Source organism: Methylobacterium sp. UNC300MFChir4.1 (assembly GCF_900110155.1).
In the GTDB taxonomy this organism is placed as follows: Bacteria; Pseudomonadota; Alphaproteobacteria; order Rhizobiales; family Beijerinckiaceae; genus Methylobacterium.
Window position 1 is genome coordinate 142094 of sequence record NZ_FOCS01000010.1, and the last position, 21128, is coordinate 163221.

A 21128-nucleotide genomic window follows, 5' to 3' on the forward strand; every position below is an offset into this window, starting at 1 on the left:
GCGACCGGCAGCGGGCTCAGCCCTCGCGCTTCCTGCGCTGGGCCAGCGTGCGAAGCCGCAGGGCGTTGAGCTTGATGAAGCCCGCCGCGTCGCGGTGATCGTAGGCGACGGCGCCCTCCTCGAAGGTCACGAGGTCCTGGTCGTAGAGCGAGTGCGGACTCTCGCGGCCGATCACGTGGACGCCGCCCTTGTAGAGCTTCAGCCGCACCGTTCCGGTGACCTTCTCCTGGCTCTTGTCGATCAGGGCCCGGATCATCTCGCGCTCCGGCGAGAACCAGAAGCCGTTGTAGATCAGCTCGGCGTATTGCGGCATGAGCTGGTCCTTGAGGTGCGCGGCCCCCCGGTCCAGCGTGATCGACTCGATGGCGCGGTGCGCCGGCAGCAGGATCGTGCCGCCGGGCGTCTCGTACATGCCGCGGCTCTTCATGCCGACGAAGCGGTTCTCCACCAGGTCGAGCCGGCCGATGCCGTTGGCGCGGCCGAGCTCGTTGAGCTTGGTCAGCAGGCTCGCGGGCGACAGAGCCTCGCCGTCGATCGAGACGGCGTCGCCGCGCTCGAACCCGATCGTGATGACCGTCGGCTGGTCGGGCGCCTCCTCGGGGGAGAGGGTGCGCGAGTAGACGTAGTCCGGCACCTCGACGGCCGGATCCTCCAGCACCTTGCCCTCCGAGGAGGCGTGCAGGAGGTTGGCGTCCACCGAGAACGGGCTCTCGCCGCGCTTGTCCTTGGCGATCGGGATCTGGTGCTGCTCGGCGAAGGCGATGAGCTGCTCGCGCGAGCGCAGGTCCCACTCGCGCCAGGGCGCGATCACCGTGACGTCGGGCTTGAGCGCGTAATAGCCGAGCTCGAACCGGACTTGGTCGTTCCCCTTGCCGGTGGCGCCGTGGCAGACCGCGTCGGCGCCGACGCGCTCGGCGATCTCGATCTGCTTCTTGGCGATCAGCGGCCGGGCGATCGAGGTGCCGAGCAGGTAGACGCCCTCGTAGACGGCGTTCGCCCGGAACATCGGGAAGACGTAGTCGCGGACGAATTCCTCGCGCAGGTCCTCGATGTAGATGTTCTCGGGCTTGATGCCGAGCAGCTCCGCCTTGCGGCGCGCGGGCTCCAGCTCCTCGCCCTGGCCGAGATCGGCCGTGAAGGTGACGACCTCGCAGCCGTAGGTGGTCTGCAGCCACTTCAGGATGATCGATGTGTCGAGGCCGCCGGAATAGGCCAGCACGACCTTCTTCACGGGGCTCTTCGCGGGAACGGACATGGGACTTCCGGAACTGGGCGAGGGATCTGGCTCGGCGTTTGCGGCTTATCGCGGGTGTCACCGGCCTGCAACCGGCGCGCCGCCTCGCGCGTAGCCGAGATGCCGGAGGATCGGCCGCGTTTCGCCTCACGACGGCCTTGCGGTTGTGTCAGAAACGGCGCGGGCGTTGCAGGTCGTCATCGCCGCGAGAGTGCATCGGAGAAGCGAAGTCTATGGCGCGCCAGCCAATTCTGGAGTTCTGGTACGAATTCGCCTCCACCTACTCCTACCTCGCGGCCATGCGCGTCGAGGCCGCCGCCGCCGAGGCGGACGTGGCGATCCGGTGGCGCCCCTTCCTGGTCGGGCCGCTCTTCGCCGCGCAGGGCTGGACCACCTCGCCGTTCAATCTCTACGCGGCCAAGGGCAAGAACATGTGGCGCGACGTCGAGCGCGAGGCCGCGCGCCTCGGCCTGCCGCCGGTGACGCGCCCCGCCCAGTTCCCGCAGAACAGCCTCAGCGCGGTGCGGGTCGCGATCCTCGGCCAGGACCAGCCCTGGCTGGTGCCGTTCTCGAAGGCGGTCTTCACCGCGAGCTTCGCCGAGGGCCGCTCGATCGCGGAACCGGCGGCCGTCGCGGAGATCCTCGATTCGCTCGGGCTCGACGGCACGCAGACCGTGCGGGCCGCCGCCGCCGAGGCCAACAAGACGAAGCTGCGGGTCAGCGTCGAGGAGGCGCGCTCCCGCGGGATCTACGGGGCGCCGACGTTCCTGGTCGACGACGGCGAGCTGTTCTGGGGCAACGACCGGCTCGAGCAGGCCCTGGCCTGGGCGACCGGCGACCGGCCGAAGGGGCTGCGCTAGGCCGCGCCCGCCGCGCGGTAGCGCGACGTTCACGGCCGCTCGGCCATGAAACCGACTCGACCCCCTGGTTCTGGTCCGGCTCCGCTTCGGCGCGGCCGGAGCGGGACAGCGATGCCCCGGACGAGTCCCATGCCTGTTTCGAAGCCTGTCTCGCGACGTCTCCTGCTCGCCGCAGCCGCCACCTTCGGTGCCGGCCTGACCGGCGCCTCCGCGCAATCCTACGGCCAGCGGGTCGCGGTGACGGGCGACGACGGGCGCGCGGTGGCGAACTCGATCCTGCCGGGCGAGATCACCGGGCAGATCCCGGCCCTGCGCGGCGTGACCTATGTCGGGCCGCGGGATGCCGGGACCACGCTCTACGAGTTCTTCGACTTCAACTGCCCGTACTGCCGGAAGGCGGCCGCCGACGTGGTCGCCCTGCACGACAGCGATCCGGAGCTGCGGATCGGGCTTGTCCACAACCCGATCCTGTCGCCGCAATCCGCCCAGGCCGCCAAGGTGATGCTGGCGGTGCAGCGCAAGCTCGGCTCCGAGGCCGCGTGGCGCTTCTACCAGACGCTGCTGGGCAAGCCCGGCCGCATCGACGGGCCCGGCGCGCTCGCCGTCGCCGCCACGATGGGGATCCCGCAGGCGGAGGTCGAGGAGATCGCCGACAGCGAGGAGGTGCGCGCGGCGCTGAAGAGCCAGATGCGGATGGCCGCGGATCTCGGCCTCTACGCGACGCCGTCCTACGTGATCGGCAACAGCGGGATCCTCGGGCATCCCGGCGCCGGCGCCATGGCCAAGATGATCGCGAGCGTGCGGCGCTGCGACCGGCTCGCCTGCTGAGGCGGGACCCGCGTCACACTTCCGCCGTCCTGACGCGCAGCGACGCGCGCCTGCCGTGTTGCGCGCGGCCATGCTGGCATGCTAGGCGGTCGCCGCGCCGCGAGGACAGTTCTCGACCTGTCCGTTGCCGGCGCGATCCCACGTCCCGAACGGTCTCGCACCGCGCTCCAGCCGGAGCGCGCGGAGCGGACGGGCAACCAGAGAAGAGAGCGACGGGTGGCGCAGAACGGTTCCGAGGCTGGTCCCCTGGTCGCAGGCGTGGCGGGCCGGTACGCTTCCGCCCTGTTCGAGCTCGCGCGCGACGAGCGCCAGGTCGACGCGGTCGCCGAGTCCCTCGATCAATTCGACACGCTGCTGAAGGAGAGCGCGGATCTCCGCCGCCTCGTCCGCAGCCCGGTCTTCAGCGCCGAGGAGCAGGCGGCCGCCATCGGCGCCGTGCTCGACAAGGCGGGCATCGGCGGCCTCGCCGGCAACTTCATCCGCCTCGCGGCCTCGAACCGCCGGCTCTTCGCCCTGCCCGACATGATCGACGCGTTCCGGACCCTGGTCCAGGACTCGAAGGGCATCGTGCGCGCCCAGGTCCGGGTGGCCGAGAAGCCCTCCGACGCGGTGATCGAGGAGATCAAGGCGTCGCTGCGCGACATCGCCAAGGCTGAGGTTGCCGTCGACCTCGTGATCGACCCGAGCCTGATCGGCGGCCTCGTCGTGAAGATGGGCTCGCGCATGGTCGACGCCTCTCTCAAGACCAAGCTCAACGGTATCCGCCTCGCGATGCGGGCCGCGCGGTAAGCGCCCCCATCCGACCCGAACACGCATAAACGCATCAGCGACAGAGGCCCGAGTATGGACATCCGCGCCGCCGAGATCTCCGCGATCCTGAAAGAGCAGATCAAGAACTTCGGCGAAGAGGCCGAGGTCTCCGAGGTCGGACAGGTCCTGTCCGTCGGCGACGGCATCGCCCGCGCCTACGGCCTCGACAACGTCCAGGCTGGCGAGATGGTCGAGTTCGAGTCGGGCGTGCGGGGCATGGCCCTCAACCTCGAGCAGGACAACGTCGGCATCGTGATCTTCGGCTCCGACCGCGAGATCAAGGAAGGCCAGACCGTCAAGCGGACCGGCGCCATCGTGGACGTGCCGGTCGGCAAGGGCCTGCTCGGCCGCGTCGTCGACGCCCTCGGCAACCCGATCGACGGCAAGGGTCCGATCGTCTCCACCGAGCGCCGCCGCGTCGACGTGAAGGCCCCGGGCATCATCCCGCGCAAGTCGGTGCACGAGCCGATGGCCACGGGCCTCAAGGCGATCGACGCCCTGATCCCGGTGGGCCGCGGTCAGCGCGAGCTGATCATCGGCGACCGCCAGACCGGCAAGACTGCCATCGCCCTCGACACGATCCTGAACCAGAAGCCGGGCCACGCCGCCGGCGGTGACGAGAAGGCCAAGCTCTACTGCATCTACGTCGCCATCGGCCAGAAGCGCTCGACGGTGGCCCAGTTCGTGAAGGTCCTGGAGGACCAGGGCGCGCTGGAGTACTCGATCGTCATCGCCGCCACGGCGTCCGACGCGGCCCCGATGCAGTTCATCGCGCCGTTCGCCGGCTGCGCCATGGGCGAGTACTTCCGCGACAACGGCATGCACGCCGTGATCGTGTACGACGATCTGTCCAAGCAGGCCGTGGCCTACCGTCAGATGTCGCTGCTGCTGCGCCGCCCGCCGGGCCGCGAGGCGTATCCGGGAGACGTGTTCTACCTCCACAGCCGCCTGCTCGAGCGCGCCGCCAAGATGGGCGACGCCGCCGGCAACGGCTCGCTGACCGCCCTGCCGGTCATCGAGACCCAGGCCAACGACGTCTCGGCCTACATCCCGACCAACGTGATCTCGATCACCGACGGCCAGATCTTCCTCGAGACCGACCTGTTCTACCAGGGCATCCGCCCGGCGGTGAACGTCGGCCTCTCGGTGTCGCGGGTGGGCTCCTCGGCCCAGACCAAGGCGATGAAGAAGGTCGCCGGCAAGATCAAGGGCGAGCTCGCGCAGTACCGCGAGATGGCCGCCTTCGCGCAGTTCGGCTCGGATCTCGACGCCTCCACCCAGGCCCTCCTGAACCGCGGCTCGCGGCTCACCGAGCTCCTGAAGCAGCCGCAGTTCTCGCCACTGAAGATGGAAGAGCAGGTCGCGGTGATCTACGCCGGCGTGAACGGCTATCTCGACAAGATGCCGGTGACCAAGGTCCGCCCGTTCGAGGACGCGCTGCTCTCGACCCTGCGCTCCAAGCACAAGGACCTGCTCGACTCGATCGCCGCCTCCAAGGACCTGTCGGACGAGAACGCCGGCAAGCTGAAGAGCGTCGTCGAGAGCGTCGCCAAGTCGATCGGCTGATGTGAGGCCCCTCCCCTCGGGGAGGGATCTTGGGTGGTGCGGGGGGATCCCGGTCCCCGCCGCACCGCCCGAACTTCCGGCTCCTTCCCGCCGAGGGAAGGAGAGGCCCATAGAACGGACCTGGACCTCACCCGATGGCGAGTTTGAAGGACCTGCGCAACCGCATCACCTCGGTGAAGGCGACGCAGAAGATCACCAAGGCCATGCAGATGGTCGCCGCCGCCAAGCTGCGCCGGGCGCAGATGGCCGCCGAGGCGGGCCGTCCCTACGCCGAGAAGATGTCGGCGGTGCTCGGCAACCTCGCGGGCAACCTCGTCGGCGGCGTCGGCGCCCCGCGGCTCCTGTCCGGGACCGGCTCCGAGCAGACGCACCTGCTCGTGGTGTGCACCGGTGACCGCGGCCTCGCCGGCGCGTTCAACTCGTCGATCGTCCGCCTCGCGGTGCGCGAGTACGCCCAGAAGCTCGCCGCCGAGGGCAAGACCGTCAAGATCATGACGGTCGGCAAGAAGGGCCTCGACGCGCTGCGCCGGCAGTACCGCGACCAGATCGTCGAGAGCATGGACATCCGCGGCAACCGCCCGGTGGATTACGAGTTCGCCGCCTCGATCGCCGACAAGATCCTGACCCGCTTCGAGAACGGCGAGTTCGACGTCGCGACCCTGTTCTACTCCGAGTTCCGCTCGGTCATCTCGCAGATCCCGACCGCGCAGCGCCTGATCCCCGCGGAGCTGCCGGCGGTCGACACGACCGCGAAGGCGGCGGCCGGCAACGCCGCCCTGGAATTCGAGCCGTCCGAGGAGGCGATCCTCGAGACGCTGCTGCCGAAGAATCTGACGGTGCAGATCTACCGGGCGCTCCTGGAGAACGCCGCCTCCGAGCAGGGCGCGCGCATGAGCGCCATGGACTCGGCGACCCGCAACGCGGGCGAGATGATCAAGAAGCAGACGCTGATCTACAACCGGACGCGTCAGGCCATGATCACCAAGGAACTCATCGAGATCATCTCGGGTGCGGAAGCCCTCTGAGGCACCGCGACCCGACCGCACAGCTTGAAGGGTAGGTTAACGATGGCGAACACCGCAATCCCCGGCACCGGCTCCAACAAGGTCGGCAAGATCACCCAGGTCATCGGCCCCGTGGTCGACGTGCAGTTCGAGGGCCACCTGCCCGAGATCCTGAACGCGCTGGAGACCAAGAACAACGGCGCCCGCCTCGTCCTCGAGGTCGCCCAGCAGCTCGGCGAGAACACCGTCCGCTGCATCGCCATGGACACGTCCGAGGGCCTGACCCGCGGCCAGGAGTGCACCGACACCGGCGAGCCGATCAAGGTTCCGGTCGGCATGAACACCCTCGGCCGCATCATGAACGTCATCGGCGAGCCGATCGACGAGGCCGGTCCGGTCCAGGCCGACACGTTCCGCGCCATCCACCAGCCGGCCCCCTCCTACGCCGAGCAGTCGACCGAGGCCCAGATCCTCGTCACCGGCATCAAGGTGGTGGACCTGCTCGCCCCCTACGCGAAGGGCGGCAAGATCGGCCTGTTCGGCGGCGCCGGCGTCGGCAAGACCGTGCTGATCATGGAGCTGATCAACAACATCGCCAAGGTGCACTCGGGCTACTCGGTGTTCGCCGGCGTGGGTGAGCGCACCCGCGAGGGCAACGACCTCTATCACGAGATGATCGAGTCCAAGGTGAACGTCGACCCGAAGGAGCACGGCTCCGCCGAGGGTTCGAAGTGCGCCCTGGTCTACGGCCAGATGAACGAGTCGCCGGGCGCCCGCTCGCGCGTCGCCCTGACCGGCCTCACGATCGCCGAGCAGTTCCGCGACGACGGCCAGGACGTGCTGTTCTTCGTCGACAACATCTTCCGCTTCACGCAGGCGGGCTCCGAGGTGTCGGCGCTCCTCGGCCGCATCCCGTCGGCGGTGGGCTACCAGCCGACGCTCGCCACCGACATGGGCGCCCTCCAGGAGCGCATCACCACCACGACCAAGGGCTCGATCACCTCGGTGCAGGCGATCTACGTGCCGGCCGACGACCTGACCGACCCGGCGCCCGCCGCCTCGTTCGCTCACCTCGACGCCACGACCGTGCTGTCGCGCTCGATCGCCGAGAAGGGCATCTACCCGGCGGTGGACCCGCTGGACTCGACCTCGCGCATGCTGTCGCCGGCGATCCTCGGCGAGGAGCACTACGACGTCGCCCGCCGCGTCCAGCAGACCCTGCAGCGCTACAAGGCACTCCAGGACATCATCGCGATCCTGGGCATGGACGAGCTGTCCGAGGAGGACAAGCTGACCGTGGCCCGCGCCCGCAAGATCGAGCGCTTCTTCTCGCAGCCCTTCTCGGTGGCCGAGGTGTTCACCGGCTCGCCGGGCAAGCAGGTCGCCCTCGAGGACACCATCAAGGGCTTCAAGGGCCTGGTGAACGGCGACTACGACGACCTCCCGGAGGCCGCCTTCTACATGGTCGGCACCATCGAGGAGGCCCAGGAGAAGGCCAAGAAGCTCAAGGCCGCGTAAGACGACACCCCCTTCCCCGCGCGGGAAGGGGACAGAGGCCGCGCGGGCGACCCTGACCGGTGCCGTCCGCGCAGCCTTTTTCCGAGACGCTCCGCCCGCTTGGCGGGGCGCGCGCCGCCGATCCGGGAACACGTCAGGCCATGGCCACCTTCCACTTCGATTTTGTCGGCCCCGAGCGGACGCTGTATTCCGGCGAGGTGACCGCCGTTCAGCTGCCCGGCACTGAGGGCGAGATGACCGTGATGCCGGGCCACGCGCCCGTGCTGACCTCCCTCCGGGTCGGCGTCATCGTGATCACCGAGAGCCAGGGCAGCGGCAAGCGGATCTACGTCCGCGGCGGCTTCGCCGATATCGGCCCGACGGCCGTGACCGTGCTGGCCGAGCGCGCCGCCCCGATCGAGGAGCTGACGCACGAATCCCTCGATCGCGACATCGAGGCGATCGAGATGCAGCGCGACGCCACCGAGGACCTGCAGAAGCGCGAGGAGCTGAACGGCCAGATCGTCCAGCTCCAGGAGACCAAGGCGCTCCTGAAGCTCTGAGCCTTGTTCAGCGGGCGCTCTCCAGCGCCCGCGCCAGCAGGTCGGCCCGCGCTGCCGCGTCCGTCGGGCAGCCCCGCTCCAGCCAGATTCTCCGCGCCGCGGCCAACCCGCGCCCGATCCCGGGCCCCGGCGCCACCCCGGCCGCGACGAGATCCGCCCCCGCCAGGGGAAAGGCCGGCGTCGCCCCCTCCCCCTCCAGGGCCCGCAGGGCCGCCCGCGCCGCCTCCGTCACGGCGGGCCGCGGCTCTCCGGCCAGGATCGCCAGCGCTTCGGCCAGGCACGACAGGCCGTGCTCCGCCGCCAGGGCCCGCGCCGCGACCGCGTCCAGCACCGCGCATCCGTGGAGATCGGCCAGCGCCGCGGCGTAGCCGAGCAGCTGCCCGTGCTCGCTCTTCGACAGGCGCAGCCGCTCGCGCAGCCGGTCGGCGTCGTACCGGGCGCCGACGGCGAGGGCCGCGAGGCGCGTCACCGGAGGCAGGCCCGCGGCTGCGGCCCGTTCCAGCCGCCCGAGCTCCCCGACGCCGCCGGTGATCCGCGGCAGCAGCCCGGTCGTGCTCAGCGTCGTCACCATGGCCGCGCCGCCGGGGGCCGCGAGCAACTTCAGGAATTCCGCGCGCACGCGCTCGCGAGAGAGCCGGTCCAGGCTGTCACGCGCGGCCACGCAGGCCGCCAGGGCCGCGGCGTCGGGCGCGCCGGCTCCGAACCGCGCATGGAAGCGGAAGAAGCGCAGGATCCGCAGCGCGTCCTCGCGGATCCGGGTCGCGGGGTCGCCGATGAAGCGCACCCGCCCGGCCGCGAGGTCGGGCCTGCCGCCCACCGGGTCGTGCAGGGTTCCGTCGGCACCGAGGGAGAGCGCGTTGACGGTGAAGTCGCGGCGCTCGGCGTCGCGGAGGAAGTCGCTGCCGAAGCGGACGACGGCGTGACGCCCGTCGGTCTCGACGTCCTCGCGCAGGGTCGTGACCTCGATCGGCCCGTCCTCGGTCACTAGCGTGATGGTGCCGTGCTCGATGCCGGTCGGCACCGCCTTGAGGCCGGGCGCTCGCTGCGCCGCCCGCATCACCGCCTCGGGCCGGTGCGTCGTCGCCATGTCGATGTCGGCGGTCGGCGCGCCGAGGAGCGCGTCGCGGACGCAGCCGCCGATCAGCCGGGTCTCCGCGCCCGGCGCGTCCAGGGCCGCGAGGACGCGGCGCACGCCCGGGCGTTCGAGCAGGGCCGCCAGCCCCGCCGGATCGAGGGCGCGGCTCACCGGAAGCCACCGGGTACGAGGCGGCCGTTCTCCATGTGGGTCGGCACGTAGCCCCCGGGACGGCGCTCCGAGAACAGGCCCTCGTAGACGAGGGTGCCGATCACCACCGCCAGCCCGGCCAGGACCAAGCGGAACAGGTGCGCGTCCCAGTGCACCCGGCGCAGGGGATTGCGACCGGACAGCAGCAGGTAGACGAGGAACAGCGCGAAGGGGATGAGGAAGAGGCCGAACTCTTCGAGGATGCGGCGGAGCATGCGGTCAGCCTAACGCGCCGCGCGGTCGGCGTCGCCGGGCGTCGCCTCCGGGTAGAGCCGTTCCCGCAGATTGTTCAGGATCCCGGCGGTGACGCCCCAGATCAGCCGCTCGCCGAAGGTCAGGGCGTAGAACCAGCGCTCGCGGCCCTGCCACGCGCGGGAGCGCAGGCGGTAGCGCTCCGGATCCATGAGGAACGGGAGCGGCACCTCGAAGACGTCGGCCACCTCGTCCGGGTTCGGCGTCAGGACCGCGCCGGGATCGACCAGGCCGATGACCGGGGTCACGAGGAAGCCGGTGCCCGAGAGGTACGGGTCGAGATAGCCGAGGAACCGCACCGCCTCGGGCGGCAGCCCGATCTCCTCGTAGGCCTCCCGCAGGGCCGCGTCCGCAGGCCCGGGATCGGAGGGATCGATCTTGCCCCCCGGCAGCGCCACCTGCCCGGAATGGTCGCGCAGGTTGGCGGCCCGCATCGTCAGGATCAGGGTCGGACCGTCCGCGCGCGGCACGACCGGCACGAGGACGGCGGCCCGGCGGTGCGGCGGCGGCGGGATCACGGCCGTCCCGTCCGGATCGAGGCTGTGGTCGCCCCGGGGATTGGAGGTCGGATCGTCCGGTCCGGGCGGGTCCGGCGACAGGCCGGCGGCGGCGCGGGCGAGGAAGTCGGCGAGCGGGTCGCTCACGCGGCGGCGACCGGTGCGATCGTGTGGAAGGCGCCGCCGGCCCACAGGCCGAGCCAGGGCTTCCCGTCGACCAGACGCTCCTCGGCGAGGTCCACGAGGTCGTAGGTGAGCGCCCGGGTCACGAGCGCCCACAGCCCGCGGCGGACATGGAGGTAGGGCTTCAGCGCCCCGTCCGGCGCCTCCTCGAAGCGGAGGGCGTGCTCGGCGTCGACGCTCACCAGGTCGTCGACGTTGGTCCGGAACGAGACCCGCCGGTCCGCCCCGCTCCCGTCCACCGCCATCTCGACGGCCACGAAGGCCGCGTCGTCCACGGTGATGCCCACGCTCTCCACCGGCGTGACCAGGACGGTCCGGCCGTCCGGCTCGCGCCGCAGGATGGTGGCGAACAGCTTGACCAGCTTGTCCCGTCGGATCGGCGAACCGTTGTGGAACCACGTCCCGTCCGCGGCGATGCGGATGTCGATGGCGCCGCAATAGGGTGGGTCCCACCGCTCGACCGGCGGCATCCCGCGCCTCGGCAGATCCCCGAGGGCCGCGCTGAGGCGGCTCAAGGTCGGGTCGGGGGCGGGATCCTCGCTCATGCCCGTGACAGATAGCGTCGCGATGCCCGATCAGCCATGGCCGAGAGGAGGATCGGCGCCGGTTCCGTCCCGGATCGCAGGTGCGCGATCCTAGGCCGGCCCGGCGCCCTGGGTATTCACCGTCAGGGCGTAGAGCGACTGGCTCGCCGCCATGAACAGGCGGTTGCGCTTGGGGCCGCCGAAGGTGAGATTCCCGCACACTTCCGGCAGGCGGATCCGACCGATGAGCTTGCCCTGGGGCGTCCAGACGATGACGCCGTTGTAGCCCACGGCCCGGCCGGCATTGCTCGACACCCAGAGATTGCCGTCGACGTCGGTCCGCAGGCCGTCGGGCCCGCATTTCACCCCGTCCACGACGCAGTCCGAGAAGAGGCGCTTGTTCGAGAGCGCCGCCCCGGCCCCGACGTCGAAGGCATAGATCTCGCCCTTGCCGCCGGGTCCGGTATCCCCGGGACCCTTGCCGGTGGAGCAGACGTAGAGCGTCCGGTGATCGGGCGAGAAGCACAAGCCGTTGGGGTCTGGCACCTCGTCGTCGGTAAGCACCCGGTCGACCCGGCCGGACGGGTCGATGCGGTAGACCGCGTTCGGGAGCACGCGTCGCCGCGGGACGGTCCCGGCGGGCTGGCCGAGCCGCGGATCGAGATGGCCCTGCCGGTTGCTCGGGCCGCCGGCGACGTCGGGCAGGCCCTCGTAGAGCAGCGCCCCGTAGGGCGGATCGGAGAACCAGTAGGCGCCGTCCGGGTGCTGGACGACGTCGTTGGGCGAGTTGAGCGGCTTGCCCTCGAACGAATCGGCGAGGACCGTCGCCGAGCCGTCGAGCTCGTAGCGGACGACCCGCCCGGTGGCGTGCTCGCAGGTAAGCTGTCGCCCCTGGCGATCGAAGCTGTTGCCGTTGGAGTTGTTGCTCGGCATCCGGAAGGTGGAGACGTGCCCGTCCTCCTCCAGCCAGCGCATCTGCCGGTTGTTCGGGATGTCGCTCCAGACCAGGTAACGGCCGACCGAGTTCCAGGCCGGTCCCTCCGCCCAGAGGGCGCCGGTCCAGAGCCGGCGGATGGCGCTGTTCGGCACGATGTAGGGCTCGAACGCCGGGTCGACCGTGACGATGTCCGGATCGGTGAAGTAGGTGGTCGGGGCGGCGCCAGGACGGAAGTCGCGCGGCGGGCTCGTCACCGTGCTGGGCGGTTCCGGTCGGGCCGCCGCGTCGCCGGCAGTGACGGCCAGGGCCCCCAGGCCCGCGAGGATCGTGCGCCGGGATCGCGGGGCGGACCCGCGTTCAGCCGCGATCCCGGATGCATCGGTCGGCGACGGTCGCATGCGATCCTCCCCCGCGCATCCGGCCAGGGCGCCGCGATGCGCGTGGGCAGGTTAGGACCGGCGTCCTGCGCGGGTCAATCGGGACGCCGCCGCAGGATCTTCCAGACGCCGTCCGCCGAGGCGAGGAGACGGGTGCCGTCGCGGACGTCGCCGCGCATGAACACCAGGGAGCCCGTGCGCTTGACCACCTGCGGGCTGATCTCGATCCAGCCGCCGAGGCGGCCGACATCGATGAACTTCATCTCCAGCTGGATGGTCACGCAGTTGGCGCCCCCGGCGGCGCGCATCGCGGTCTCGCCGAGGGCGCGGTCGGCGAAGCTCATCAGCATGCCACCGTGGACCACGCCGATCAGGTTGGCGTGCTTCTGATCGGCCCGGAAGGCATAGGCGCCGTCCGCGCCGCGGACGCGCAGCGGCCCGACATGGGCGATGAAGCCCTTGTCCTCCACCAGCGTCCAGCCTTCGGCGGGGTCGTGGGCGGCGGGGTCGTGGGCATCCGTGTCGGTCGTCATCGCGTCGGGTCCGTTCGTGTCGGGGTTTCGGAGGGCGGCTGTCAGGTTCCCCGGGGCTTGGCCCGGCGGGTCGGGGCCTCGCTGAGCGGGTCCTCCGGCCAGGGATGGCGCGGGTAGCGCCCGCGCATCTCGGACCGCACGGCCGCCCAGGATCCGCGCCAGAAACCCGGCAGGTCCCGGGTGATCTGGATCGGTCGCTGCGCCGGCGACAGCAGGTGCAGGACCAGCGGGCGCCCGCCAGCCCTGGGATGCCGGTCGAGGCCGAACAGCTCCTGCACCCGGACCGCCAGCGCCGGCTCCTCCGCCGTGTAATCGACCGGGATGCGCGAGCCGGTCGGCACCTCGACATGGGTCGGCGCCTCCGCGTCGAGCCGCGCGCGCAGGTCCCACGGCAGCAGGGCCTGGAGGGCGTCCGCGAGGTCGCTCGCCGTGACCGACGCCAGGGCGGCGCGCCCCACCAAGACGGGCGCCAGCCACGTCTCCGCCGTGCGAGCCAGGGCGTCGTCCGACAGGTCAGGCCAGGCCGAGACGTCGGCGGCGTGCAAGAAGGTCACCCGGGCCCGCCACTGCGCCAGGGCCGGCGTCCACGGCAATCGGTCGATCCCGAGATCGGCGATGCCGCGCGCCAGGATCGCGGCGCTGTCCGTATCGGGCGGCACCGGCAGCGGCCGTGACCCGAGACTGACCGCGCCGAGCCGCCGGACCGCCCGCGCCCGCAGGGCGGCCGCCTGCGGATCGAAGGCGATCTCGGTGCGCGACTCGATCCGGTCGGCGAAGAGGCGCTCGATCGCCTCGGTGCCGATCGCCGCCGCGGCCAGGATCCGGGCGTTACCGGCCGATCCGGCGAGGTCGGCGATCACCAGATGGGTCTCGCGGGCGAGCGGGCTCGCCGGGTCGAGGCGCCCGGCCCGACCGCTCGCCATCACGAACTCGCCCTCGCGGCCGCGCGCCCGGGCGACCCGGTCGGGATAGGCGAGTGCCAGGAGCGGCCCGGCGGCGGCCGGGCCGGCATCCGGACTCGCCGGCCCGTCGGCCCCGGCGCTCCGGGCCCAGTTCTCGGCGAGCCGGCGCATGTCGGCGGCGCGCCCGCCCCGGTCGCGGCGGAAGCGCTCGACCCGGTCGTCGAGGTCGACCCCGTCGCCCCCGAGGCCCCGCTCCGCCAGCACGGCGGCGAGGTCGGCCGCGGCCCGCGCCTGGCCGGTACCGGCCGCGACCGTCACCATCCGGGCGAGCCGCGGCGGCAGCGGCAGCGCCCGCAGGCGCGCGCCGACCGGCGTCAGGCGGCCGTCGGCGTCGAGGGCGCCCAGCTCACTCAGCAGGGCGCGGGCCTCCGCCAGGGCCGGCGCCGGCGGCGGGTCGAGGAAGGCGAGCGCGCCCGGGTCGGTCACGCCCCAGGCGGCGCAGTCGAGGAGCAGCCCGGCGAGGTCGGCCGACAGGATCTCGGGCCGCGTGAACGGCTCCAGGGCGTTGGTGCCGGCCTCGGACCAGAGCCGCCAGCACAGGCCGGGCTCGGTGCGGCCGGCGCGGCCCCGGCGCTGGTCCACCGAGGCGCGGGAGGCGCGGGCCGTGACCAGCCGGGTCAGGCCGAGGCCCGGCTCGTAGACCGGGACCCGCGCCAGCCCCGAATCGACCACGATCCGGACGCCCTCGATGGTCAGGGAGGTCTCGGCGATGCTGGTCGCGAGAACGACCTTCCGGGTGCCGGCGGCGGCCGGCGCGACGGCGCGGTCCTGCTCGGCGGGCGTCAGCGCGCCGTAGAGGGGCGCGACCTGCACGTCGGGGCCGACCTTCTCGGCCAGCAGGTCGGCGGTCCGGCGGATCTCCGCCTGCCCGGGCAGGAACACCAGGATCGAGCCCGGATCCGCCCGCAGGGCGCGCAAAGTGACCTCGGCGACCGAGTCCTCGATCCGCCGGTTCGGATCGCGCTCCGCGTAGCGGGTCTCCACCGGGAAGGCGCGCCCCTCGGAGGCCACGACCGGGGCGTCGCCCATCAGCCGCGCGACCCGGGCGCCGTCGAGGGTCGCCGACATGACGAGGATCCGCAGATCTTCCCGCAGGCCGCCCTGCGCGTCGAGCGCCAGCGCGAGGCCGAGATCGGCGTCGAGGGAGCGCTCGTGGAACTCGTCGAACAGGACGGCGCCGATCCCGGAGAGTTCCGGATCGTCCAGGATCATCCGGGTGAACACGCCCTCGGTGACCACCTCGATCCGCGTGCGGCCCGAGATCTTCGAGCCGAGACGGACCCGCAGGCCGACCGTGCCGCCGACCGGCTCGCCCGAAGTCTGGGCCATCCGCGCGGCGGCGGCCCGGGCCGCGAGGCGGCGCGGCTCCAGCAGGACGATCTTGCGCCCGTCGAGCCAGGGCGCCGCGAGCAGGTCGAGGGGCACGCGCGTCGTCTTGCCGGCGCCGGGGGGCGCCACCAGGACGGCGGCGTTCCGCGCGGCGAGCGCGCGGCGCAGATCTGGGAGCGCCGCCTCGATCGGCAGCACGGGTGCGGGACCGGCCATCGCGGCCGCTGATGGCGCGGTGCGGCGCCGAGCGCAACCGCGCCGGGCCCGGGACCGCGACGCGTCCGGCATTCCCGTGACGCCGCGCGCGATTCGACACGGGCTTGCCGCCCCGGGCCCTGGTGGCCGCGCGGCGCCGCCGCGATCGTGCGGCGCGACTGCACAGATCCAACGGGAGCGAAACGATGACCCTCCGCCGCCGCGCGCTGACTCTAGCCGCCCTCGCCCTGGCCCTGCCGCTGGCGACCCCGCTGGCGACCGTGGCGGCGCGGGCGCAGGACCGGCTGCCGACCATCCCGCCCCAGGACTACACGCCCGAGCAGAAGCAGGCGGCCGAGGCCTTCGCGCAGGCGCGCGGCAAGCCGCCCTTCGGGCCGTTCGAGCCGCTCATGTACTCGCCGGAGGTGATGACGCTCGCCCGGTCGATGGGCGACTACCTCCGCTTCAAGCCGAAGATCGGCACCACGCTCTCGGAGCTGGTGATCCTGATGACCGCCCGCCGCTGGACGCAGGACTACGAGTGGTACGTCCACGCGCCGATCGCCGAGAAGGCCGGCATCTCCGCCGACATCATCGCGGCGATCCGCGACGGCCGCCGGCCGGCGAAGATGAGCGACGACGAGACCTTCGTGTACGATTTCACCGCCGAGCTCCAGGACACGAAGCGCGTCTCCGACGCGACCTTCGCGCGCGCCGAGGCCCGGTTCGGCAAGCCCGGCGTCGTCGATCTGGCGGCGATCTCGGGCTACTACACGTTCCTGGCGATGGAGCTGAACGCGGCCCGCTACCCGATTCCCGCCGACGGCAAGCCGCTGCCGCGCATGCCCGAGTGAGCCGGCTTATCCACAGTCGTCCGGCAGCGAAAACGACGTTGTCCACAGGGTTTGGCAGGTCACGCGCGGCCGGCCCGGCCGCCGTTGACGGAACGTTAACCCTTATGGCTTGTTCTCTTTTCGTTCCCGGACGCCACGAAAGAGAACCCGATGCTGACCCAGGTCCTGGCCCAGCGCGACGATCACGTATGCCCCGTCGAAGCGATCAGCACCGCGTATCTCGGCTTCGCGGGCGGCGATGCCGGGATCGCTCTGCGCTGCGCGATCGCCGACGCCCTGTCCGACCTGATGGAGGCCGAGCGGCGCACGCGCGAGCGCAGTCGCCTGATCTCCCGAGGCTACATCCGCATTGCCCCCGACACGGAGGCCGGACCGGCAAGCTGAACCGTGGCTGCAGGCCGGCTTCAGCATCGGTGCAGCGCGGGCGCGGCATTGTCCCTCGTGTGATCCGGGGCGCCGCAGGCGCTCCCCGCACCCACCGGAGACAGGTCATGACACGCATCGCTCTGCTCTCGGCCGCCGCGCTGATCGGCGCGGGCACCCTGGCCTCCACTGCCGCCGAGGCCCGCGGCGGCGGCGCCATCGCGGCCGGCATCATCGGCGGCCTCGCGGCCGGCGCCCTGATCGGCGCCGCGACCCAGGCCCACGCGGCGCCCGGCTACGGCTACGGATACGCGGATTACGGCTACGCCCCGGCTCCCGTGGTCGTGCGGCGGTCCCCGGTCTACCGCGTCTACGAGGAGGACGCGCCGGTCTACGCCACCCGTCGGACCGTGACCTACGAGCGGGTCCCGGTCGGCTACGGCCCCGCCCGCCACTGGGGCGGGGATTACGAGGGCGGCTACGGCTATCGCGGCTGGTGAGCCGGGGGTTGCGCCCGGCGCCGTGACGGCGCCCGGGCGCGTGGCTTAAGACGGTGGCGGCGCCGACCGAATCGGGTTTCCGGCACCCCACCGACGGGTCATCGACGGGTCCATGCTGGTCCACGAAGGCGAGACGCGCACCCCCGAGGCCGACAGGGCGCTCGCCCTCTCCCTCGCCGGGGTGGCCGGCGCGCTGAACACCGCCGGCTTCTACGCGGTGGGCCTCTACGCCTCGAACATGACCGGGAACGTCTCGGCCATCTCGGACAGGACCGGCACGGGCGACCTGCTCCTCGCCGCGCAGGCCGGTCTGCTCGTCGTACTGTTCGTGCTCGGCGCCGCCACCGCGACGCTGCTGATCCGCCGCCGCCGCCGCGGGCACCGACCGGGCGCCTACGCCTACGGGGTCTGCGCGGAGGCGATCCTCCTCGTAGGCGTCGGCCTGGTCGTGCTGCCGCTCCACGAGCCGGCGCGGAGCCACGCCCTAGTGCTCGGCCTGAGCTTCGTCCTGGGCCTCCAGAACGCGGCCGTGACCAAGATCTCCGAATCGCGGGTGCGGACCACGCACGTGACCGGCATGATCACCGACATCGGCATCGAGCTCGCGCGCTGGCTGGACCGCGGGACGCCCGGCGCGGATCCACTCAAGCCCCACGATCCGGAGCGGCTGCGGCTGTACCTGCTGACCGTCGGCGCCTTCCTGGCGGGCGGTGTGGTGGGGGTCGTGGCCTACCGCCTCGTCGGCGTGGCCCTGCTCTTCGCGGCGGCCGCGATCCTGGCCGGACTCGCCCTCCCCGCTCTCAGGCGGTGACGTCGAGGAGCTGACCCATCATGCGGTCGGCGGAGCGCGCCACAGCGGCGTTCAGCGCGAAGGCCGACCGCGACCCGATGAGGTCCAGCGCGGCCCCCGACAGGTCCACCTGCGCGGCCGGCGGCAGAGCCGTGTAGCCGGTGGGCGCGCCGCTCGCCGCGATGGTCTCGGCCGCTCTCCCGAGCCGGTCGGTGGCCCGGGTCATGCCGGTCGCGGCGGTCTGAAGGGCGTCGATCATACCGGAATCTCCCCGCCGCCACTCTGGCAGGGACACGACAAGGGCCGGTTTCGGCGATCGCTCAAATGCGATCCATCCCGAGCGACGGCCGCCGCGTCCGCCTCACCCCTTCGGCGCGCACACGGTCACCGGAGAGGCGCCGCCGTAGGGCCGCTCCGCCTCGGCGATCTGCTTCGCGGCGGCCTCGCAGGCCTGTTTCGTGTTGAACTCGACCGATCCGATCGCGGAGCCCGAGCCGGCGAGCATGATGATGAGCACGTAGACCACGCCATTCCCCTCCGGCATCCCGGTCCGGCGTCGCGCTGCGTGCTGGTGCGGACGGCGGGACTCGAACCCGCACGGCCTCGCGGCCGCAAGATTTTAAGTCTCGTGCGTCTACCGGTTCCGCCACGTCCGCATGCACCCTCGGTAGCGGGGGCGGCGGGTCCGATCAAGCGGGGGGCGTCCAGCCATACAGCCAGGCGTAGCGGTCGCGCATGCCGTCCGGGCCGAGACGGGCCATCACGGCGTTGCGCAGGAACGCCACCACGCCGCCGGCGTGGTAGGTCCGGCCGTTGCTCCGCGCCGCTTTCTGAACCCGTCGCACCCGTGCGGTCCGCGCGCCCGAGAACGCAGCGAGCGCGGCCGGCACGTCCGCGTGGTCCGCCAGCGCGCGGGTCAGGACCGCGGCGTCCTCGATCGCCAGGGCGGCCCCCTGCGCGAGATAGGGCAGCACCGGGTGGCCGGCATCGCCGATCAGCGCGAGCCGGTCGCGGGCGAGCGGGCGCGCCACGGCCCGGTCGGCAAGCGACCAGACCAGCCAGGAATCCGGCAGGCTCAGGAGGTCGCGCAGGGGCGCGGCGCTGCCGCGCAGATGCCCGCGCAGCACGGCCGGCTCCCCGAGCCGGCCCCAGCCCTCGTCGCCCACCGCCTCGGGCACCACCGCCACCACATTCAGGAACTGGCCGTCCCGCACCGGGTAATGCACGACGTGCCGGCCGCGGCCGAGCCACAGGCCGGTGGCGCCGCCGCGCAGGTCCTGCGGGACCGCCTCCATCGGGATGAGCGCGCGCCACGCCGCGGCCTGACCCGGGCGGAGCGGCGCCGAATCGAGATGCGCGCGCAGCCGGGACCTCAGCCCGTCCGCGCCGATCGCGAGGTCGAAGGCGACCGGCTGGGCCCCGCTCGCGCCCTCGACGGTGAGGACGGCCTCGGACGCGGTCTGGGACACGGCGGTGACGGTGCGCCCCATCAGCAGGCGGATCGTCGAGCGGCTCCGGAGCGCGTCGAGCAGCAGCGTCTGCAGGTCGGCGCGGTGGATCACGTAGTAGGGCGCGCCGAAGCGGCTCTGCGCCTGCGCGCCGAGCGCCACGCCGCCGATGCGGCGGCCGCTGTCCAGGGCCCGCACCTCGACGGCGGGCGGCTCGCTCGCCGCCCGGCGCAGCGCCGCGGAGAGCCCGAGGCCCGCCAGAACCCGGCTCGCGTTGGGCGAGATCTGGATCCCGGCCCCGACTTCGCTGAAGCCGGTCCGGCGCTCGATCACCGTGACGGCGTGGCCGGCATCCGACAGCGCCAGCGCCGCCGTCAGGCCGCCGATCCCGGCCCCGACGATCCCGATCCGCAGTGATGGACTGCCAGAAGGCACGGTGGGCGGCGCCTACTCCGCCGCGACCTTGGCGTCGTCCCGCCACACGCAGGCCTGCGGCTCCGCCTCGTCGGCCTTCAGGCCGGCCCGGTAGCGGTAGAGCGTCGAGCAGTACTGGCAGATGATCTCGCTGTCGGCGCCCATGTCGAGGAACACGTGCGGGTGGTCGAACGGCGGCAGCGCGCCGATGCACATGAACTCCTTCACGCCCACGGTGATCACCGGCACGCCCGGCTCGTTGTGGAAGTGCGGTACCGCCTTGCCTGCCATCCGGCCCTCGCCTGTCCCGCGACCGACCGCGCGGCGAATCTGCCAGCGCGCTCCCGGGCGTCTCGCGGCCGCTTATGCCGCCAGCCCCGCGACCGGCGCAAGCCTCGCCCGACCTACGACCGATGCGGCTTGGACTCGCGGGCCCCGCGCCGTACATAGGGCGAAGCCCGATTGACGCCGCCGCGAAAAAAGTCCCGATCATGCAGCAGGAACAGGCCAGTGCGCAGGGTGCGCGCCGCGCCCCGGAACCGCCGATCCACGGTCCCGAGGGCTTCGAGGGCATGCGCCGGGCGGGGCGGCTCACCGCCGAGGCCCTCGACCTGCTGATGGAGGCGACGCAGCCCGGCGTCACCACCGAGGAGCTCGACAGGCTCGCCTACACCTTCGCCATGGATCACGGCGCCTATCCGGCCTCGCTGCTCTACCGCGGCTATCCGAAGTCGATCTGCACCTCGATCAACCACGTGGTCTGCCACGGCATCCCCAACGACAAGCCGCTGCGCGAGGGCGACATCGTCAATCTCGACATCTGCCTGATCCTCGACGGCTGGCACGGTGATTCGAGCCGGATGGCCTATGTCGGCGAGGTGCCGCGCAAGGCCCAGCGCCTGTGCGAGATCACCTACGAGGCGCTGATGCGGGGCGTCGCCGCCGTGAAGCCCGGCGGATCGACCAACGACATCGGCCGGGCGATCCAGTCCTACGCCGAGGGCGAGCGCTGCTCGGTGGTGCGCGATTTCTGCGGCCACGGCCTCGGGCGCACCTACCACGACGCGCCCACGATCCTGCACTACGTCGAGGCCAGCTACGACGTGCCGTTCAAACCCGGCCAGTTCTTCACGATCGAGCCGATGATCAATCTGGGCCGGCCCGCCGTGAAGGTCCTGGGCGACGGCTGGACCGCCGTGACCCGCGACCGCTCGCTCTCCGCCCAGTTCGAGCACACGGTCGGTGTCACCGAGACCGGCGTCGAGATCTTCACGATCTCGCCGAAGGGGCTGCACCAGCCCGTCAACCCGGCCGCCTGACCGG

The 21128-nt window shown here is 72.1% G+C and carries 24 protein-coding genes and 1 tRNA gene; 12 read left to right on the forward strand and 13 right to left on the reverse strand.

Annotated elements, in window-relative coordinates; all coding sequences use genetic code 11:
* Positions 1-16 precede the first annotated feature (16 nt).
* Positions 17-1255 carry an argininosuccinate synthase gene (locus BMY19_RS15490; protein WP_100252204.1) on the reverse strand — a complete coding sequence of 413 codons (1239 nt, stop codon included), beginning with the start codon at positions 1253-1255 and terminating at the stop codon, positions 17-19.
* A 212-nt stretch (positions 1256-1467) separates the two neighbouring features.
* Between BMY19_RS15490 and BMY19_RS15495 the strand changes: the two genes are divergently transcribed.
* The 7 genes from BMY19_RS15495 (at position 1468) to BMY19_RS15525 (ending at position 8362) form a co-directional block, all read left to right on the forward strand.
* Positions 1468-2094 (forward strand): 2-hydroxychromene-2-carboxylate isomerase, encoded by a 627-nt coding sequence (locus tag BMY19_RS15495; RefSeq protein ID WP_056522500.1) that lies wholly within the window; start codon positions 1468-1470, stop codon positions 2092-2094.
* A 129-nt stretch (positions 2095-2223) separates the two neighbouring features.
* Positions 2224-2922, forward strand: a complete 699-nt coding sequence (locus BMY19_RS15500; protein ID WP_056522497.1) for a DsbA family protein — start codon at positions 2224-2226, stop codon at positions 2920-2922.
* A gap of 216 nt (positions 2923-3138) precedes the next feature.
* Complete coding sequence (locus tag BMY19_RS15505) at positions 3139-3711, forward strand: F0F1 ATP synthase subunit delta (RefSeq protein WP_100252205.1); 573 nt, start codon at positions 3139-3141, stop codon at positions 3709-3711.
* Between the two features lie 54 nt (positions 3712-3765).
* Entirely contained in the window at positions 3766-5298 is a 1533-nt protein-coding gene (atpA, locus tag BMY19_RS15510; protein ID WP_100252206.1) for a F0F1 ATP synthase subunit alpha, read from the forward strand.
* A 134-nt stretch (positions 5299-5432) separates the two neighbouring features.
* The gene (locus tag BMY19_RS15515; protein ID WP_056522491.1) at positions 5433-6323 is read left to right on the forward strand and encodes a F0F1 ATP synthase subunit gamma; all 891 of its coding nucleotides are present in this window, start codon (positions 5433-5435) and stop codon (positions 6321-6323) included.
* 42 nt (positions 6324-6365) lie between these two features.
* Positions 6366-7820, forward strand: coding sequence for a F0F1 ATP synthase subunit beta (gene atpD, locus BMY19_RS15520; RefSeq protein WP_100252207.1), 1455 nt, complete (start codon positions 6366-6368; stop codon positions 7818-7820).
* Between the two features lie 140 nt (positions 7821-7960).
* Positions 7961-8362, forward strand: coding sequence for a F0F1 ATP synthase subunit epsilon (locus BMY19_RS15525; protein ID WP_020093503.1), 402 nt, complete (start codon positions 7961-7963; stop codon positions 8360-8362).
* A gap of 7 nt (positions 8363-8369) precedes the next feature.
* Here BMY19_RS15525 and BMY19_RS15530 read toward each other — a convergent pair whose 3' ends face one another.
* The 7 genes from BMY19_RS15530 to hrpB all read right to left on the reverse strand — a co-directional run bounded on the left by BMY19_RS15530 (position 8370) and on the right by hrpB (position 15457).
* The gene (locus BMY19_RS15530) at positions 8370-9608 is read right to left on the reverse strand and encodes a CCA tRNA nucleotidyltransferase (protein WP_100252208.1); all 1239 of its coding nucleotides are present in this window, start codon (positions 9606-9608) and stop codon (positions 8370-8372) included.
* A complete protein-coding gene (locus BMY19_RS15535; RefSeq protein ID WP_020093505.1) occupies positions 9605-9862 on the reverse strand; it encodes a DUF6111 family protein in 258 nt (85 codons plus the stop codon). The genes BMY19_RS15530 and BMY19_RS15535 overlap by 4 nt, the downstream gene beginning before the upstream one ends.
* A gap of 9 nt (positions 9863-9871) precedes the next feature.
* Positions 9872-10543: a CoA pyrophosphatase gene (locus BMY19_RS15540; RefSeq protein WP_100252209.1), complete on the reverse strand. Its 672-nt coding sequence runs from the start codon at positions 10541-10543 to the stop codon at positions 9872-9874.
* Positions 10540-11124, reverse strand: a complete 585-nt coding sequence (locus BMY19_RS15545) for a DUF1285 domain-containing protein (RefSeq protein ID WP_100252210.1) — start codon at positions 11122-11124, stop codon at positions 10540-10542. The genes BMY19_RS15540 and BMY19_RS15545 overlap by 4 nt, the downstream gene beginning before the upstream one ends.
* Positions 11125-11214: 90 nt before the next feature.
* On the reverse strand, positions 11215-12438 hold the full coding sequence (locus BMY19_RS15550; protein WP_100252211.1) for an SMP-30/gluconolactonase/LRE family protein: 1224 nt from the start codon (positions 12436-12438) through the stop codon (positions 11215-11217).
* Between the two features lie 74 nt (positions 12439-12512).
* A complete protein-coding gene (locus tag BMY19_RS15555) occupies positions 12513-12950 on the reverse strand; it encodes a PaaI family thioesterase (protein WP_100252212.1) in 438 nt (145 codons plus the stop codon).
* A gap of 41 nt (positions 12951-12991) precedes the next feature.
* A complete protein-coding gene (gene hrpB, locus BMY19_RS15560; protein WP_100252213.1) occupies positions 12992-15457 on the reverse strand; it encodes an ATP-dependent helicase HrpB in 2466 nt (821 codons plus the stop codon).
* A 185-nt stretch (positions 15458-15642) separates the two neighbouring features.
* On the opposite strand from hrpB, the gene BMY19_RS15565 reads away from it, so the two are divergent.
* The 4 genes from BMY19_RS15565 (at position 15643) to BMY19_RS15580 (ending at position 17964) form a co-directional block, all read left to right on the forward strand.
* The gene (locus tag BMY19_RS15565) at positions 15643-16290 is read left to right on the forward strand and encodes a carboxymuconolactone decarboxylase family protein (protein ID WP_100252214.1); all 648 of its coding nucleotides are present in this window, start codon (positions 15643-15645) and stop codon (positions 16288-16290) included.
* Between the two features lie 150 nt (positions 16291-16440).
* Positions 16441-16674 (forward strand): hypothetical protein, encoded by a 234-nt coding sequence (locus BMY19_RS15570; protein ID WP_100252215.1) that lies wholly within the window; start codon positions 16441-16443, stop codon positions 16672-16674.
* A gap of 107 nt (positions 16675-16781) precedes the next feature.
* Complete coding sequence (locus BMY19_RS15575) at positions 16782-17153, forward strand: hypothetical protein (protein WP_100252216.1); 372 nt, start codon at positions 16782-16784, stop codon at positions 17151-17153.
* 112 nt (positions 17154-17265) lie between these two features.
* On the forward strand, positions 17266-17964 hold the full coding sequence (locus BMY19_RS15580; protein ID WP_100252217.1) for a YoaK family protein: 699 nt from the start codon (positions 17266-17268) through the stop codon (positions 17962-17964).
* Here the strand turns inward: BMY19_RS15580 and BMY19_RS15585 are convergent.
* The 5 genes from BMY19_RS15585 to BMY19_RS15605 all read right to left on the reverse strand — a co-directional run bounded on the left by BMY19_RS15585 (position 17954) and on the right by BMY19_RS15605 (position 20096).
* Positions 17954-18202: a flagellar protein gene (locus BMY19_RS15585; protein ID WP_100252218.1), complete on the reverse strand. Its 249-nt coding sequence runs from the start codon at positions 18200-18202 to the stop codon at positions 17954-17956. The genes BMY19_RS15580 and BMY19_RS15585 overlap by 11 nt on opposite strands.
* A 102-nt stretch (positions 18203-18304) precedes the next feature.
* Entirely contained in the window at positions 18305-18487 is a 183-nt protein-coding gene (locus tag BMY19_RS15590) for a hypothetical protein (RefSeq protein WP_020093516.1), read from the reverse strand.
* Between the two features lie 25 nt (positions 18488-18512).
* Positions 18513-18599, reverse strand: a tRNA-Leu gene (locus BMY19_RS15595).
* Between the two features lie 33 nt (positions 18600-18632).
* On the reverse strand, positions 18633-19826 hold the full coding sequence (locus tag BMY19_RS15600; protein ID WP_100252219.1) for an FAD-dependent monooxygenase: 1194 nt from the start codon (positions 19824-19826) through the stop codon (positions 18633-18635).
* A 12-nt stretch (positions 19827-19838) separates the two neighbouring features.
* The gene (locus BMY19_RS15605) at positions 19839-20096 is read right to left on the reverse strand and encodes a zinc-finger domain-containing protein (protein WP_020093518.1); all 258 of its coding nucleotides are present in this window, start codon (positions 20094-20096) and stop codon (positions 19839-19841) included.
* 197 nt (positions 20097-20293) lie between these two features.
* On the opposite strand from BMY19_RS15605, the gene map reads away from it, so the two are divergent.
* A complete protein-coding gene (gene map, locus BMY19_RS15610) occupies positions 20294-21124 on the forward strand; it encodes a type I methionyl aminopeptidase (protein WP_170855148.1) in 831 nt (276 codons plus the stop codon).
* Positions 21125-21128 lie beyond the last annotated feature (4 nt).